At 45.7% G+C, this 16,260-nt stretch carries 12 protein-coding genes; 5 read left to right on the top strand and 7 right to left on the bottom strand.

What is annotated here, in order from left to right; genetic code table 11:
- Positions 1–126 precede the first annotated feature (126 nt).
- Both BUF15_RS03110 and BUF15_RS03105 read right to left on the bottom strand, forming a co-directional pair.
- On the bottom strand, positions 127–2,247 hold the full coding sequence (locus BUF15_RS03110; protein WP_073611992.1) for an oxidoreductase: 2,121 nt from the start codon (positions 2,245–2,247) through the stop codon (positions 127–129).
- A gap of 28 nt (positions 2,248–2,275) precedes the next feature.
- The gene (locus tag BUF15_RS03105; protein WP_073611991.1) at positions 2,276–3,208 is read right to left on the bottom strand and encodes a malate dehydrogenase; all 933 of its coding nucleotides are present in this window, start codon (positions 3,206–3,208) and stop codon (positions 2,276–2,278) included.
- Positions 3,209–3,585: 377 nt separating this feature from the next.
- Here BUF15_RS03105 and BUF15_RS03100 point away from each other — a divergent pair, with 377 nt between their 5' ends.
- Positions 3,586–4,269, top strand: coding sequence for a GntR family transcriptional regulator (locus tag BUF15_RS03100; RefSeq protein WP_159441210.1), 684 nt, complete (start codon positions 3,586–3,588; stop codon positions 4,267–4,269).
- 78 nt (positions 4,270–4,347) lie between these two features.
- Here the strand turns inward: BUF15_RS03100 and BUF15_RS03095 are convergent, their stop codons facing one another.
- The 4 genes from BUF15_RS03095 to BUF15_RS03080 all read right to left on the bottom strand — a co-directional run bounded on the left by BUF15_RS03095 (position 4,348) and on the right by BUF15_RS03080 (position 10,031).
- A complete protein-coding gene (locus tag BUF15_RS03095) occupies positions 4,348–5,061 on the bottom strand; it encodes a DUF554 domain-containing protein (RefSeq protein ID WP_073611989.1) in 714 nt (237 codons plus the stop codon).
- Positions 5,062–5,212: 151 nt separating this feature from the next.
- Positions 5,213–5,530: a DUF190 domain-containing protein gene (locus tag BUF15_RS03090; RefSeq protein ID WP_073611988.1), complete on the bottom strand. Its 318-nt coding sequence runs from the start codon at positions 5,528–5,530 to the stop codon at positions 5,213–5,215.
- A 222-nt stretch (positions 5,531–5,752) separates the two neighbouring features.
- Complete coding sequence (locus BUF15_RS03085; RefSeq protein ID WP_073611987.1) at positions 5,753–6,916, bottom strand: YkvI family membrane protein; 1,164 nt, start codon at positions 6,914–6,916, stop codon at positions 5,753–5,755.
- A 301-nt stretch (positions 6,917–7,217) separates the two neighbouring features.
- Positions 7,218–10,031 carry an FAD-binding and (Fe-S)-binding domain-containing protein gene (locus BUF15_RS03080; protein ID WP_073611986.1) on the bottom strand — a complete coding sequence of 938 codons (2,814 nt, stop codon included), beginning with the start codon at positions 10,029–10,031 and terminating at the stop codon, positions 7,218–7,220.
- A 1,316-nt stretch (positions 10,032–11,347) separates the two neighbouring features.
- Here BUF15_RS03080 and BUF15_RS03070 point away from each other — a divergent pair.
- The 4 genes from BUF15_RS03070 to BUF15_RS03055 all read left to right on the top strand — a co-directional run bounded on the left by BUF15_RS03070 (position 11,348) and on the right by BUF15_RS03055 (position 14,904).
- Complete coding sequence (locus tag BUF15_RS03070; protein WP_200802316.1) at positions 11,348–12,091, top strand: hypothetical protein; 744 nt, start codon at positions 11,348–11,350, stop codon at positions 12,089–12,091.
- 152 nt (positions 12,092–12,243) lie between these two features.
- Positions 12,244–12,993, top strand: a complete 750-nt coding sequence (locus BUF15_RS03065) for a FadR/GntR family transcriptional regulator (protein ID WP_073611983.1) — start codon at positions 12,244–12,246, stop codon at positions 12,991–12,993.
- 416 nt (positions 12,994–13,409) lie between these two features.
- A complete protein-coding gene (locus tag BUF15_RS03060; protein WP_073611982.1) occupies positions 13,410–14,114 on the top strand; it encodes a FadR/GntR family transcriptional regulator in 705 nt (234 codons plus the stop codon).
- 85 nt (positions 14,115–14,199) lie between these two features.
- Entirely contained in the window at positions 14,200–14,904 is a 705-nt protein-coding gene (locus tag BUF15_RS03055) for a B3/B4 domain-containing protein (RefSeq protein WP_073611981.1), read from the top strand.
- A gap of 289 nt (positions 14,905–15,193) precedes the next feature.
- Here the strand turns inward: BUF15_RS03055 and BUF15_RS03050 are convergent, their stop codons facing one another.
- Complete coding sequence (locus BUF15_RS03050) at positions 15,194–16,135, bottom strand: 2-hydroxyacid dehydrogenase (RefSeq protein WP_073611980.1); 942 nt, start codon at positions 16,133–16,135, stop codon at positions 15,194–15,196.
- Positions 16,136–16,260 lie beyond the last annotated feature (125 nt).

Below are 16,260 nucleotides of genomic sequence, written 5' to 3'. Positions count from 1 at the left end.
TTTTCCTTTCACAGCGCATCAACTTACATGTCTATTTGACCAACAGATTTATTGTTCATATCTGGCCGCAACACCGTATATCGAAGCTTTGGCGTTGTGCATTTCCCGCTTCAAACAATGTCTCTACTATATTGCCAAACCAATTGTTGCTCCTTCACGTACAGCGTCAACAATCAAACCCGGTTCACGGCAACTGCCGACAATGTGGACTTCGGCAGCCAGTCCTGAAAATTTGTCAGCCAGCGCCCTGTTTGGACCCCAGTCCTGGGTAGTAACCACTTGCTTGCATTTCAGGGTGTATTTCCGGCGATCCTGAATGCGGATATCAAGCCCTTTTTCATTAATTTCAAGATATTCAACCCCGGCCCAAATGGGGATGCTGTTTTGCTTCATCCAAGGCCAAAGCATCTGTAAATCGTCGATAGTCATGCCCTTGCCGAGTTCTTCTTTCGGACCGTTGTGTACCATGGCTACCTTGCGACCTCGCTTGGTCAGGAACTCGGCCAGCTCACATCCATGGAGGGTGCCACCCATAACCACGACCTCTTTGCCAACCGGCATCCAGATTTTGGAAAGCTTTTCGAGTTGTGCGGGGGTGAAAAAGCGAAGGAAAAATTTGAGCATGCTGTGAAGCTTTTCTGTCCTGAGCACTTTAGAGCTGTTTGCTCCAGGCAGCTCAAAACTGGTGTGGGCTGCGCCGGCAGCAACGACAAGAACATCGGGCTTTTCGCGCTGAACAAGTGCAGGAGTTACCGCAGAGTTCATGTGGACAGCAACGCCTTCTTTTTGTACCTGGGTAGCAAGGTACTTCACGAACATCGTGAGATCTTCGGTTTCCAGGTCTTTGACAATAGCTGCCAGAGGAATCGAGCCACCCAGGAATGCGCCTTTCTCATACAACGAAACATCATGACCGCGCCGGGCAGCAAGACGCGCAGCTTCCATGCCTGAAGGACCGCCACCGATGACCATTACCTTTTTTTTCGATTTGGCTTTATTGAACTGATATTCCGGCATCAATTCTCTGCCCAAAGTGGCATTGACCCGACACTCAAGAACTCCGTTTTTATTACGCATATCAAAACAGTGCAGGCATCCGTTGCACCATCTGATATCCTCTGTACGTCCTTCCATCACCTTTTTAGGCAAATCCGGATCGGCAATAAGACGCCTTGTCATGCCGACAAAATCCAGATTGCCTTTCTGCAGATATTCTTCGCCATTATCCTGATCCAGACGGCAGGCAGTCCATACGGGAATCTTGACCCCTTTGGCTTTTACAGCTCTAACCAGCGGTACAGTTGCCCCTTTTCCCCTTTGGCTCCAGTCAAGACCGGCGGGGAGTTCGTCAGGTGGTTCAGGAAAAAGTATGCGATCCGGTTGCAGGAGACCACCGCGGTGACCATAACGCTCAGCCCGACAATTGATGCCATCGGCGACTTCTGCTACCAACTTGGCCATCTCTGCCCCTTCCTCAATGGTAGTTGCCAATGGATGACCATATTCGACAATATTGAAAAGGGTGTGGACGGCAAAATTTGGGCCGCAACGGCGTTTGGCCTCCTCGATGCAGCGACGTAAAAACCGTGTTCTGTTTTCGAAACTTTGAGGGCCGTATTCATCTTCACGTTTGTTCCAGATACGGGAAAGGAAGGTGTTGCCCTGGTGGCAGGTGCCATGATTGATTTCGCAGGCGTCAAATCCAGCCTTAAAGGCCCTTTCCGCAGCACTGGCCCAAAAATTAATCTGCTCTTCAAGCTCATCCCGGGTCATCTCTCGACAGGGAAGGAAATCAGGTCCTGGCAAATCAGCTGCTGTCATAGTAGATGCGCACTTTACATCACGAACATTCATGTCTCTTGGCAACAGGCCGGTGGGATTCCAGGGGCCTGCATGCTGAAACTGTATGGAGACGGGACATCCGTGCTTGTGGCAGGCATCTGTCAATTTTTTAAATCCGGGGATAAACCGGTCGTCATCCAAGTGCAGCTGCACCCCCTGGTAACTGCCATCCTCGTAATAGTGAACATGTTGAATACCAAGTGGGTACTCTACACCGCATGACTCCACAACCAGGAAACCGACACCGCCTTTCGCCAGTCGCTCATAGAAAGCGATCATACGATCCCCGCAGGTTTGATCCGGGTCCATGAACGAAGTGCCATTGGCCGTTTTGATGATCCGGTTGCGGGTCTTTACCGGGCCGATCATTGCTGGTTCCAGCAATTTTGCGAATTGTTGAGTCATCTGATCTCTCCTTTTCCGCCCGGTGGGATTATTGGTTAGCCGAACTTAAGCTTGTCTCTACGATTGACATAGCAGGTCGTAAGGTGGCGACAGTCTTTTCCAGACCAGCCATTTCATCGTCAGCCAAATCCAGCTCAATGATATCGACAATCCCTTCACGACCAAGCACGACGGGAACTGACATGCTCATGTTGCGCAAGCCGTATTCTCCATCAAGGACGACCGAACATGGAATAACGCACTGTTGATCTTCAACAATTGCCCTGACGATTATTTCAAGGCCAATAGCACAGGTCCAACCTGCTGTCCTGCCAGCCTTCAACTCCTCGTACCCTTTCAGGATGTTAGGTACCCCGGCCCGTAAACTTTGTTTCTGTTCTTCGGTAAAAGAAACATTTTGACCATGAACCCGCGCGGTACTAAAGAGCAGTACCTGTGAAGAACCGTGCTCACCTAAAACCAGTCCATCTACCTGACTGACCCGGGCGTGTTTCGCCTTGGCGATCATTTCTTTAAAACGGAAAGTGTCATTAATCGAATAGCCAATAAGCTTATGTCGGTCAAAGTCTCCAGCCAGGAAGGTCGCGTAGTTCAATGGATCCACAGGGTTTGTGGCAGTAATGAAAAATGCATCAGGACAATACTGTTTCACCTGGGTAGCAATACCTTCACAAAGCGAAATGTTTTTTGGCAACATCTCCATTCGATCGGCAATAACCCCCTGGGGTGCTCCAGCTGCGTTGATGACAATGTCGGAACCACCCATGTCGCTATAATCGCCGGCTCGAATCACCATATCCATTGCTGATACGGCAGTACTTAGATCCATAGCATGCTGTTTCAGCACGTTTTGTTTCCTGCCGCCTATCATCACGACTTCGTCTGCCAATCCCTTTGCGGCAAGGTAAAAAGCCGCAGGTGCTCCCACACTGCCTGCTGCACCAATAATACTTATCTTCATGCTGGCTCCTTTATAGATGAAATCTCGGGTACCGGATACGATTTACTGTATACCGTACCCTACATTCCAAACAATTATCCTGTCAAGTAAATTGTGAATAGAAAAGCCGCAAACAGCTTGATGTGTTGTATGTATATAATATTATGCTTTAAAAGAAGGATATTGTCGTGCTGGTCATTTGGAGTGAGAGGCAAAAAAACAAGAATTCAAGGTATTTCTTATGGAAGAGAACCGTTTGACTTTGCACTTGAGGTACGGTATACAATGAACACGATGTTGAATTTAAGAGCGAATTTTTCTGAAAATACTCTCCCATGTTGAGCGGTTTTCGGTATCCAGTATCACTCAATGGAACCATCTATATCGAGGACAAAACCATGCTGCAAAACGATAAACTGATAATTGAACAACCTGTACCTATGCGAAAACAGGTTTACGAACATCTGCGAACCCAAATACTTAATCGGACTATCGAGCCATCTAGTCGACTGGTTGAGGCGCAGATTGCAAAAGAGATAGGCATTTCCCGTACACCGGTTCGAGAGGCCTTGCATTTACTTGAAAAGGACGGATTTCTGGAATCCCTGCCGAGAGTTGGTTATTGCGTTAAAAAGCTGGCATGGGACGAATTGGATGAAATATTCGAGATACGACGGGTAAATGAGCTCCTGGCTTGCCGGTGGGCTATGCAGAAAATTGACGATATCCAATTGGAAAAACTTGAGAGGAATTTAGAGAAGGTCAAAGATGGGCTTCGCAAGGATGAACCCGATATATTTCTCCATTACGATGAGGAATTCCACGAAATCATTTTTGAGGTTGCGGGTAGCAGGCACCTTTTTGAGATTTGTCAGCAACTGCGTCGTCTGATGCTGAGATATCGGGCGGCAAGTATAAAGTCTCATGAGACGGTCAAGGTGGCATTGCAAGGGCATGAAACGATTTTGCAATGCCTGAGATCAAGAGACGAACGGGGACTGGAGGAGGCCATGACAGCACATCTCGAATTTTCCAAACAAGATATCCGCAAGGAGGCCTTGTCCGGTGATATTCAAGAATGATTGATTGTAAGATTCACCCTAGGTTGGTCCTTGATGATGAGGTGATCATATACAGCGAAATAGCACCAGGGGATCTTGTTAAATAATATACGTAGACCATGCCCAGGAAATCGGCATAACGATTATAAGTGCCGGAATCATGTTGGCGACGGGAAGATTTTTGATGCCGCAAATACGCAAGCCGACGGCAAGAAGAATAATTCCACCGCATCCCGAGAAATCGCCCAGCATATCTGGGCTGGTAAACGGCACGATCATGGCTGCGCCACAAAATAGCAGGGTCTGAATAATCACCTGGGGAATGCACAGGATACCCAATGTGTAGCCCATTGTTGAAGCAAATATGAGGCTGGTAAAAATATCGAGGATGCTTTTGACGATCAATAAGGTTGGGTCCCCAGTCATACCTTCTTGTAAAGAACCATAGAATCCCATGCCGCTAAAACAAAAGAGCACCGTGAGGGGCACAAACTTATCGAGGAAATCTTTCTGGTCGACTCTCCCGGAAGGTTTTGTGATTTTTTCGATCAATTTGACAGCATAACCAACCGCTCTTTGAATACCAGTCTCCAAATGAATGATTTCTCCCAAAACCGTGCCAAGAATCACTGCCAGCGCCACAGGAGCAAGGAGTTTGGCCTTGACGATCATGGCAACGCTGATACCTATCGATGTGCATCCAAAAACCATTGGCATGTGGAGTCGAAAATCCTTGCTAAACCTCGGGCCGATAAAGCCCCCTGCCAAGCTGCCGATGAGCAGTGCTGCCCCGTTGATGTAAGGACCAATCATATATCCTCCTTGAAAACCTTATGTTGAGATACGTTTAATTTTATAATGTGAATGAAAATAAGATCCTACGCGCTTATGTCTGAGAAGAAATATAACTCTCAAAAGCATCGATCAGCGCTATACAATCGAAAGGGAGCAGAAAGTTCATCCTTCACTCTGCATTGGTGTAGCCGAATTCAGCCTGCACTTTCGTATAGAAAATACGGAGTTTATTTTCTTTGATGCGGAAAAACAGTTTGTCGAACTCATCATACGTGAGGGCCAGAAGGACTTGCTGTGGTCGATCTTCTAAATCGAAATAGCTTGCTGAATGAAAACACCCATCATCGCCAAATCCCTCCTGACCCGATAACAGCGTTGCCCCTCGAACATCAAGTTTTTTGGCTTCCTCAATGATCCAATTGGCTAGAGATATTCCGTTATGTTCCCTGTTTTCCTGGGTGAAAAATGTCACAACATATCCTTCCATAAGCGACCTCCTATAAGAATCCTCACTTCGATGGGATTTGTAATTATGCCACAGAGTCTGACCACCCTGAAATCGGTGGCTTGACGAGAACAATACGACAAGCTGCCAATAGTGACTGATAGATGATCAAAGACTTGAGTACCATCAAACAAAAAAACGAGCTCCCATTATATAATGAGAGCTCGAAATATATGAAGGTTGGTAAAATCTTGTGCGGAATATTTATGCAGTCTGTGCTTCTGCTGCTCCTAGAGTCTCGTTATTCCTGTCAAAATTTGTTACAACCATATGAATAACATACGGAATGAGGATTACCGGGAATGTCAAATATCCTAAGAAACCATATCCTTTTGCTACAAGCGCGATCAGGCCGAATTGAGCAACGCCAAAACCTAAGAGACACAATACCAGTGTGGAGGCTGCAACCTTCAAAGTCGGTTTTCCATCAGCGTCAAAATTCTTGTCAAGCATCTTGCAGATTCTTGCGGTACCGGCTGATACCATGTTTACCGCAGTTGAAACAGCGCCAAGGATAATCAAAACTGAGAGTATCGGCATCAAGTACGATGCACCAACACCTTTTTCGATCAGAACAAGAACTGGCAGGGGAGATTGCGCGTATTCAGGGGTGCTGACGATTGCCAACAGACCAAAAGTTGAAATGAAAACCATGATGCTGTTGACGAAAAAGCCGAGAGTAAAGGTAAATGTTGCATCACTCGGTTTTACCAATGCTTTAGAGTGCTGGGAAAAGATGGCCGGAGATGCAGCGATCTGGAATGCAGCGTAGACAATCATACTCCAGACAGCGGGCCATACTGGTAATTTGGTAGCGGTCATTTCATGAATTGTGTTCATGATTGCTGACCATTGTGCATAAATGTTTGGAATAAATACTACAAGGAGTCCAGCGACAATCATAACTGAGAGTATTACAGCAACTTTTCGTACAATAGCTGTTCCGTAGATTGCTACGACGAAAATAAATACTCCAATAGCGGCAGTACATGCAAAGTAAGGTATTCCTGTTAATTTTGCCAGGGTGCTGCCTCCAGTCGCAAAAGCAACCGCAGGAACGATCAGTAGAACGAAAATGTACACAATTTCGAACAGGTTTGAAAAGACAGGAGAATACTTGCCGTAGAACTTATTGTTGAAACTTCGGTAATCGTGTGTGCCATGTTTTTTACAATAATAAGCTATGTATGCGTTATAAAAAGCCGCAATAGCCTGTGCGCCAATACATGTCACTAAGCTGAAGATGCCATACTGAATAAAATACGCCTTTAACTGGGCTCCTGAAGCAAACCCTCCACCAAACTGTGTTGTAAACCAAACAAAAGATATACCAAATGCTGCCGCGAGTTTTGTTCCTGACCGTGCCATTGAGCTTCACTCCTTTTCCATGCGTAGGTGATAAGACATTTTTTTGCTAGCCAACCTAACATATAAAGCTGCGATTTTTTTTAGTTATCCTTTTTGGATAAACTCAAATTACTATATAAAACCTTGAATAATTGAATCGTTGGTCAACTGTCGAGGCGTGCGAATAATTCACCACAGGCCCAGATATGGTTTGCGTGGGGATGAGATTATCAGCACAGCGAAGAGATGGGGGAGAAGAAGCAACTATTCAAGGCGTTCTTATAGGTTGCTTCTTCTCTTATCCATACTGACCATTGCGAGTTTATGATGCACTTCCCATACACTCATCAATGAGATAGAAGATATTGCGATATGGAACCTCTCCATGAAGGGAGAGGCCGATTTCACAGGTTCGTGATGTGGAATAACCCATATCACATCCCTGAATCTGATTTTTCAGCGTTGCCAGAGCAACTTCGTTAAGCTGGGGATGTGAAAAACCTTTATCTCCAGAAAAACCGCAGCACTGGATATCCTGAGGCCAGACAACTTCTTCCGCACACTGCTGGGCGAGTTTCATGAAAGGCTCTGCAAGGCCCATGAGGCGGGTCGAGCAAGTTGGATGGATGGCAATTTTCTTTGCAACCTTTTGTAAAGTCAAGCGATCAACCAGGTATTTGGTTGCAAATTCAACTGGTTCATACATCTTTAATCTTTCATCCATTACTTTGCGCATCCGAGCCAGGCAGGGGCTGGTTTCGCAGAGAATTGGATATTTGCCATTTTCGCTTGCCTTCAACAGTACAGCTTCCATTTCACGGCTCTTGTTATCCGCTTCTTCAAACAGGCCTTTCGTTTCAAATGCCTTACCACAACATAATTTGTTAATGTTGTCCGGATAAACGACACGAAAGCCAGCCCGCTCAAGTACACGCAACGTGACCTCTGCCAGTGACTCGGCTGGATCGTGTACGCTATCTCCCATGGTGCGTATGGCGCATGACGGTACATAGACGACAACATCATTGCCCTTGGAACTGGTGGTGGGAAGCTTTTTTGCACCTTTTGGCATATGTGCATTCCATGTCGGTAGGCTGGGGCCGACAATCTTTTCTGCAAGGCCTGCGCTTTTGTACATAAAAGCATCACCTGCAAGACGCTGAACGAGGGCAACTCCATTGAGAAGCAGTGCGGCACCTCGGGTGGCGCCCCCAATGCTACAGCCAACTTTATTCGCAATTTTTTTGGTTGTCTTGCTGGCGAGCTGATCTCTTCTGTCGCGGACAAAACCCGCTACGTCAACCCGCATCGGACAACGAGTGGTACAGATCCCATCTGTGGCGCATAAATCCGTGCCAAGTTTATCGTAAGCCTTTTCCCACTCCATTGCCTTGGCAGGTTGGCTATCTTTTAAATGGGCGATCGCTCGCCATAAAGAAACACGTTGCCGTGGGCTGGATGCAATTTTACCTGATGGGCATACTGGTTCGCAAAAACCACAGTTGACACATTTATCCAACTTGGGATGGCTTGCGATAGGCACTCTCAGGCTTTTGGTGTGACAGGTCGGATCATCATTGATGAGTACGCCTGGATTCAGGATATTGAAAGGATCAAGAAGCTTCTTGGTACGACACATAATATCGTAGATTTCCTGACCCCACTCCATTTTAACAAAAGGCGCCACGGCATAACCCGTTCCGTGTTCTGCTTTGAGTGATCCATCATAGCTCACTACGACCTGCATAACCTCATCAAGGAATTGGTGCATTTTGTGGAGTTCTTTTTCTGTGCTGAGGTCAACAGGTATAGCAAAATGAAAGTTACCATGAAAGGCATGTCCATGTACTCCACCGATATAACCATACTTGCCAAAGAGCTTGCCCAGTTCGCTAACGCCTTCTTCGATTTTGTCGACAGGAAAACAGATATCCTCGAGCAGTACCGATTCATGCGCTTCTCTGTTACCAACGCAAGCAGGAAACAAGGCGCGCCTGAATGCCCAAAGTGACTCGCATTGCTCTTCGTCGGTGAAGAATTCATAGTCTGAAAGGACTTCAAGGTCGCTGATGGCCCCTGAGAGAGCATCAACCTTTTCCTGCAGTTCTGCCTGGTTAGAAGCTTTCGCCTCAAGAAGAACGCAGCATGCATTTGGGTCGATGCCTTGCATTACCTTGGGGGCTATAGGGAGATTGACTAATGCTTGCAGAGTCGGACCGTCAAAAAGCTCAGCGGCATTGGCAGCTTTAGTTTCCAGCCAGCGTGAAACTGCTTTGGTGCCAGTGCGAAGATCCGGGAAAAAGATAAGAGTCGTCGCCCGGAATGAATGACAGTCGATGGTTCTGAGGGTTGTATTGGTAACGAATCCGAGTGTTCCTTCAGAGCCTATCATGAGATGCGTAAGAATATCGATAGGATCCTCAAAATCAACAAAGGCGTTTACTGCATATCCGCAGGTATTCTTAATCTTGTATTTTCGTTTAATGCGCTCTGCGACCTCTGGCTTACTGAGTAATTCATTGCGCAATTCAATGAGCTTGTAGAGCAGCGATGTATGACTTTTACGAAATTGAGCCACACTTTCGGCATCTGAGGTGTCAAGGATAGTGCCATCTGCTAATACGATCCTGATATCCTTCATTGTTGCATAGGCATTCTGCTCGACAGTACAGCACATTCCGGCTGCATTATTGACTATAATGCCACCCATATTTGCCGAGGCAAGGGATGCAGGATCAGGGCCCATCATTTTCTGAAAAGGCTTCAGCAACTCGTTGACTTTTGCTCCAAGAACGCCGCTCCAGGCCTGGATGTATCTACCCTCATCCATTACCTTGGTCTGGTTCCAGAACGGGCCGCGAATCCGAGCCAAAATGCCGGAACCGCTGCACTGTCCATTAATGCTTGTTCCACCGGCACGAAAGGTGATAGGGGTGCCGGTCGTACGAGCATGCTCAAGTAATTTGACGACTTCCTGTTCGTCTTGTATGTCGACTACTGTCTTGGCCACACGATCAAACATGCTGGCATCGACGGAATAGGCTGTTCTTCGAACTTCGTCCCTGTAGATTCTTTCCGGTTCAATAAAATTATCGAGATCCTTGGTAACATTTTGAGATGTTTTAGCAGTACTCATGACTTTCCTCCGAAGCAGCGTAACGCATTTCCATATTCCAAAGCCCCGCAATAGAACCGGAATAACAATAAGGCCAACCAGGCAGGTGGGCTGTCTGATAATTTTCGTCCCCTCAAGCGGGCGCTGAGTCAGACAAAAACAAGATGGTAAATGTCCAACTTTGTATTTGTGTAAATTAAACGTTAACTTAAGTGGTATGTTTAGCTGGAAGCTAAATTGCTCCGTTCCAGTTTCAAGGTCTTCCACCACCAAGATTTCATTTTTTACTCATACGCCAACTTATAATGTCAGATGTATTAATTCTATTTGTCAACTCTTGTCAACTCATTTTTGTTGCCGTTGCCATCGTCATGATGTTGGTGGTAAATTACTGTTATGCTGTTGAATATGAAAATTTAAAACGCGGTTTCGTCTGAATGTATTTGTTTTTACATGTAATAATCCGGCTTGGTTGTTGCTGTTTTTTTCGTCTCGTTCGTGATTCGAGATTGTAGTAGCGGTAATTTTTCATCTTTGGCGTGATGAAAAATTGATTTTTCTCAAACATGGCATGATGTTTTTTTGTATGGAGACTGGTTCCCTGATCATATGCCCGAGTATCTCCTGAAACTCGGAGTTGAGGGAAGGTACATCGTTAAAAATCTCTCTGTTTCTTGTCGGCCTGTTGGGTCTTCATCGCTGGGCATGCGAAATAATATCACATAAAAAACGATTATTTAATGCATGAATGTGGGTAGTATGTCAGCGATGAGATGTCAATGAGATCATGTTTTTTTTACAAAGTGATAATCATCGTAGTTGTGAGTACTCACTGCCATGGTCGATGGGCTTGATAGCCTTCAAGGGGCGTGTTTATGTTTTCAGGTATATCATTTTCAGTGAACTGTTTATTCGTCTGACCTTATGGGATGTTTTTAGTTGACATAATGTCAGACTTTTAATAATTTCTCATTCACACAGGAGTTCACCTTCCTTTGAATGAAGGTCCAGACCGTGTGTGAATTTTATCTGCAAAGAAGACACAACTGCTACTATTGTCAAAATGGTCGTCCTTACATGATGCTGTGAATGCTGCCGTTGTTTTCCTGGACCAATTTTTGCCCGGTCTACACGCTCTTTTACAAACGGATACATCGTAATTCCTGCCTTCATCCGATAATGGCATTTTGCCCTCTTCTCGTAGGCATCTCTGTTTCTTGTAACTGACTTGGGTGGGGGCTTGATTTTTAACTATATTGAATAGTGTCTGTGCACAGACACTATTCTCAAAAATACAGGAAGTAGTAGGAAATATTAATTTTTTACGGTGTGGTAACATGAGCCACATTGCACTGAGGAATGGAATGAAGGTTGCAGATTTTAAAGTTTTTATGGCGGTGTTTTTGTTTTCTTGCGTGTTTATTTTTATCCCGGAAGCTGGTGAAGCGTTTCGGAATGCCAGTATTCACCATGGATTTATTTTAAGTTTTTTCAAGTTTGCTATTCTGGCGACGTTTGGAGAATGTCTTGCTCTGAGGATGCGTACAGGAAGTTACAATCAGCCGGGGTTTGGCATACTTCCAAGAATGTTCGTATGGGGGATACTCGGAGTAATCATTAAGACGGCATTCACTGTTTTTTATACGGGAACTCCATCAGTCCTAGTATACTTAGGGTTTGCGGATAAAACTGCTGACCTCTTTTCAGGCTCTATGGAGCTGAAAGTCTTAACTGTTTTTTGCATCAGCGCTGCAATGAATATGACTTTTGCTCCTGTAATGATGACAATGCATAAGATTACAGACATGCATATCACCAGCAATGGCGGAAAACTTTCAGCTTTTTTGTCTCATAGAATCGATTTTGCTCAGGCGCTCAGGGACATCGACTGGAAGGTAATGTGGAATGTTGTTTTCAAGAAAACCATTCCGTTTTTCTGGATTCCTGCCCACACCATTACATTTCTGCTGCCGGCAGAATTCCAGATGCTGATTGCTGCGCTGCTTGGAATGGCGCTGGGCCTGATTCTTGCTGCCGCAGGCAACCTGAAACAGGAAACACCTTGTCTGGCGACGACATAAAAAGCATAAAATACCCGTTGCTAGACGATATCTCAACTGTTAGGTTATTGTTGGCGTGTACGAATGCAACGGGTCATTTTCGCAATGTCACCCGGCATGATTTTCTTCATCTTCTCTTTTGAATATCTTGCATACAATGTTGGGGTGATATCGTGGATCTTTCAAAAGCTGTTCCTGCCCAATCTCAGAGTGTCATACCTAATCGTAGTGATGAAATTGTCACTCTTCTCAAGAGGAAAATTACTTTCCAGGAATATTTGCCGGGAGATGTGCTTCCAAACGAGGAATTGTTAGCGCAGGTATATTCCGTCAGCCGTGCATCAATTCGCGAAGCTCTTGGTATTCTTAAAGCCCAGGGATACCTCGAATCACGTCGGGGAAAGAATGGCGGCACCTTTGTCAAAAACATCCTTGAATCTGAGAAGATAGATAATCTTTATAGTGATCTCGTATTGATGGGCCAGATGAAGATAGAAGATCTTCTCTCGGCCCGTCTGCTTATTGAACCTGAAGCTGCACGGGCCGCAGCCATTCGGGCCACTCATGATGAGCTCGAAAAACTTGCAGAATATCACAACCTGGCAGCACAGGCCAAAACGCTGGATGAACGCATCCAGGCGCATATTAAATTTCATAACGCAATCGGCGAGATGAGCGGCAATCCTTTTTATGCCATATCCATTCGTAGTTTCATGAAATTTACCTATATGTTTCTTAAAGTGGTTGGCGACAAATTTTCGCATGTTCATGAAGATAGAGATCACAACAACATCCTGCAGGCATTACGGTCTAGAAAGCCTCAACTTGCCTATGAGACAATGTATGTTCACGGCTCCAGTACTAAAAGCAGTATGATGGTCTTGGAACAGATGTTTCGAGAAATACGGATGAACCAAAAATAATTTGCCGTTTTAACAGAGCAATAAGTTGAGCAAATGGCAAAATTCTCTCACCGTGCCACAGATAACCGTACTGCAGTAAAAAACCGCTTTGTTGTTCCTATCCATTCGATTCTGAATTTTCCTTTCATTGACAACCGCATTTCCACGCGAAAATACATCTTGAGATGAGAGGTTCAAACCTTCGATAAGATCTATCTCCTAAAGGTGAAATCTGAATGCCCGCCCCAACTTTTGGGGCGCGATGTTCTGTTTCGGCCAAATGATAGGCGATGATGGGAATCTCTTATTATCTTTCTGGCAAGAGACGAAACGTTACGGTATCTTATTGTGCTGATCCTTGTGTGTAAAGTTGGGCGCGATAGTCGATTAATTCTCGCCATGAGGTTAAGGCAAAGCATTTTCAATAGGATAGGTACATGATTAAGCCTGTGAAACATCGCAACGTCGCTGATTTGGTTCATGAACAGCTTCGCGATATGATCTATCGTGGGGAGATTGAGCCTGGTGGTCGTTTAATGTCAGAACGTGATATGTCCGAGCGTTTCCAGGTTGGACGGCCGACCATTCGTACAGCGATCCAGCGACTCATCAGTCAGGGGCTCGTTGAAAGCCGTCGAGGCGTGGGAGTGTTTGTTCTTGATCAAGATCAGGCTATCGATAAGAGACCATTGCTCCAGGCGCTTAACGGTGAAGTGTATACTATCGCCGATATCCAGGAAATCCGTATGGCACTTGAGGTGAAAAGTGCTGAACTTGCGGCAAAACGAGCGACAGATGAAGATATTCGACTGCTGAAAAAAGGCCTTGAGCGAATACAAAAAGAACGTATTGAAAATAGGATTCGCATCAATACGGATATCAGTTTTCACATGAATATCGCCTATGCCAGTAAGAATGTGGTTCAGATCCACTTGATGAAAAGCTTTTATGAAGTGCAGACCTATGCCATGTCCTATTCATATATTAATGTATTGGAATCACTTAATATAGGTGAGATGGTGGACCGGCAGCATGAGGAAATCCTCGCGGCTATTGTCAACCACGATCCAATACGGGCGCGCCAGGCTATGGAAGCCCATATAGGTGCCATCCTTGAGATTTGCCTGGAACACGGTTTATAAGCCGACCCTCTGACGTTACCAAACGGACCATGTCCGGAGCCCTCATTGGGTTGAGGTCGGAGCTCATTTTCTAAAGGAGTATTACGTGAAATTTAAAGTACATCCGGATGTGTTTGCAACATTGCCAACGTGCTGCTTTGGTGTAGTAACGGCCTACGGCCTCGATAACACAAAGAGCCAGCAGAAAATCGGCGACCTTCTGGAGGGTTCGATTGCAAACATTCGTGATCGTCTGCTCGACGTCAATATCAGGGAGTTACCAGAAATAGCGGTCTACAGGAGCGCATTCCAGACACTTGGCTACAACCCGAACAAGTTCATGTGCTCCATTGAGGCTCTGGTCAAACGGATTTTGAAAGGTGGCAATTTCCCGACAATTAACACCGTGGTGGACCTCGGAAACGCCATTTCCCTGAAATACATATTACCTATCGGTGCCCATGATCTCAGAGCCAGCGAGGACGATATCGAGATTCGTTTTTCAGTGCCTGGGGATACCTTTGTACCTTTTGGATCGGAGGAGCCTGAGAACGTTGATGTTGGTGAGCTGGTGTATGCAAGAGGGAGTGATATCAAGACCCGCCGGTGGATCTGGCGGCAAGGCATTTCCGGCATGATCACGGAGAACACAGATGCGGTTTTCTATCCGATTGACGGTTTTTCCGGGGTAAACGATGCGGCTGTTCTCAGTGCAAGAGATGAGTTGGCGGAATTACTCAAGAATGAATTAGGCTGTCAGGTGAGTGTTGGTTGGGTGGATTCAAAATGTATGGAAATGAATATAGGGTAGGGTAAGGGTCGCATACCCATACTGTGGTTATCCTTTATTATAGGCCCGGGCAGTTCTGTCTGGGCCTTATATTTTGCACCTTCACTTTTGGTCGAGTATCTTACGGACCTTTGTCGTCAGGTCATCTTTAGCAAATGGTTTCTCCATGAAGTGAAGCCCCTTTTCAAATAGATCACCGTGAACAATGATATCAGTTGCATAGCCTGACATAAACAGGCATACAATGTCAGGGTGCAAGTGTAGTCTTGCTTGCGCCAGCTCTATGTATATCGTTATTTTTACGAGACGATCAAAGGTTAACAGGTGTCAATAATGTTTTACCTGCAAAGAAAGCATCGACGTTGGCAAGGGTTAACTCCCCCATTTTTAATCTTGAACGATGTGTTGCTGCCCCAAGGTGCGGCTGCAGCACAACATTATCGAGCTTGAGCAACTCCTCTGGAATATTCGGTTCAGTCGAAAAAACATCAAGCCCGGCCCCCCAGATTCCCCCGTTGACAAGGCGTTCCACCAGGGCTTGCTCATCGACAACAGAGCCTCTGGCAACGTTGATAAAAATTCCCTGTGGTCCAAGTCTATCCAGAACAGGTGCGGAGATGATTCCCTGTGTTGCCTTTCCACCGGGGCAGGCGGCGATTAAAACATCAGCCCAGCATGCAAGATCTTCGAGACTCTGATAATAAGTGTACTCAACAGGTTTACGCCGGGGACCAAAATAGCCTATGTCTGAACCGAAAGCCTTACAGAGCCGAGCTACCTCTTGCCCTATGGCCCCTAAGCCAACGATACCGATTTTCATATCTCTTATGGAACTGCCAAGCGGAAAATGGCCTTCCAACCATTTTCGCTCGCGCACAAATCTGTCTGCTGCAACAACTCGTCTTACTGTGGCCAACAAGAGAGCGATGGTTAAATCGGCGACATCATCTGTTATCACTCCAGGAGTGTTGGAGACCGCTATCCCGTTCTGGGTGCAGTAGTTCACATCAATCAAATCTACCCCAACCCCGAAATTTGCAACCAGCTTCACACCTGGTAATGCGGCTAGATGATTTCGTTCAATCCCGGTTCCGCTGTTTGTTACAAAAACGCGACACTCTTTCGACCAGCTGTCAGGAATTGATGCAAAATCTGCCTCACTCTGAATATGGAAAACATTATAGGCATTTTCAAATTTTGTTCGTATCCCCGGATACATCGATCCGGCCATAAATATCTTATGTTTTTCCATCACGTATCTTCTTGGTTGAGGTTATCAGGCTTTTTGTAACAGGACTCACGAGACGGTTTCTTGCAAAGCAAGCTTGATCATGCAGACTGGCTCTGCAGACACGTACAACCTTCTTTAGAAAACTC

The organism is Desulfopila aestuarii DSM 18488 (assembly GCF_900143695.1).
Lineage (GTDB): Bacteria > Desulfobacterota > Desulfobulbia > Desulfobulbales > Desulfocapsaceae > Desulfopila > Desulfopila aestuarii.
This window is presented reverse-complemented; position numbering and strand designations above follow the sequence as displayed.

Excerpts from the sequence above, each read along its gene's own strand:
- BUF15_RS03100 (WP_159441210.1), top strand. The coding sequence starts at position 3,586 with ATGCTGCAAAACGATAAACTGATAATTGAACAACCTGTACCTATGCGA.
- BUF15_RS03060 (WP_073611982.1), top strand. The coding sequence starts at position 13,410 with ATGATTAAGCCTGTGAAACATCGCAACGTCGCTGATTTGGTTCATGAA.
- BUF15_RS03080 (WP_073611986.1), bottom strand. The coding sequence starts at position 10,031 with ATGAGTACTGCTAAAACATCTCAAAATGTTACCAAGGATCTCGATAAT.
- BUF15_RS03085 (WP_073611987.1), bottom strand. The coding sequence starts at position 6,916 with ATGGCACGGTCAGGAACAAAACTCGCGGCAGCATTTGGTATATCTTTT.
- BUF15_RS03070 (WP_200802316.1), top strand. The coding sequence starts at position 11,348 with ATGAGCCACATTGCACTGAGGAATGGAATGAAGGTTGCAGATTTTAAA.
- BUF15_RS03050 (WP_073611980.1), bottom strand. The coding sequence starts at position 16,135 with ATGGAAAAACATAAGATATTTATGGCCGGATCGATGTATCCGGGGATA.
- BUF15_RS03095 (WP_073611989.1), bottom strand. The coding sequence starts at position 5,061 with ATGATTGGTCCTTACATCAACGGGGCAGCACTGCTCATCGGCAGCTTG.
- BUF15_RS03105 (WP_073611991.1), bottom strand. The coding sequence starts at position 3,208 with ATGAAGATAAGTATTATTGGTGCAGCAGGCAGTGTGGGAGCACCTGCG.
- BUF15_RS03110 (WP_073611992.1), bottom strand. The coding sequence starts at position 2,247 with ATGACTCAACAATTCGCAAAATTGCTGGAACCAGCAATGATCGGCCCG.
- BUF15_RS03090 (WP_073611988.1), bottom strand. The coding sequence starts at position 5,530 with ATGGAAGGATATGTTGTGACATTTTTCACCCAGGAAAACAGGGAACAT.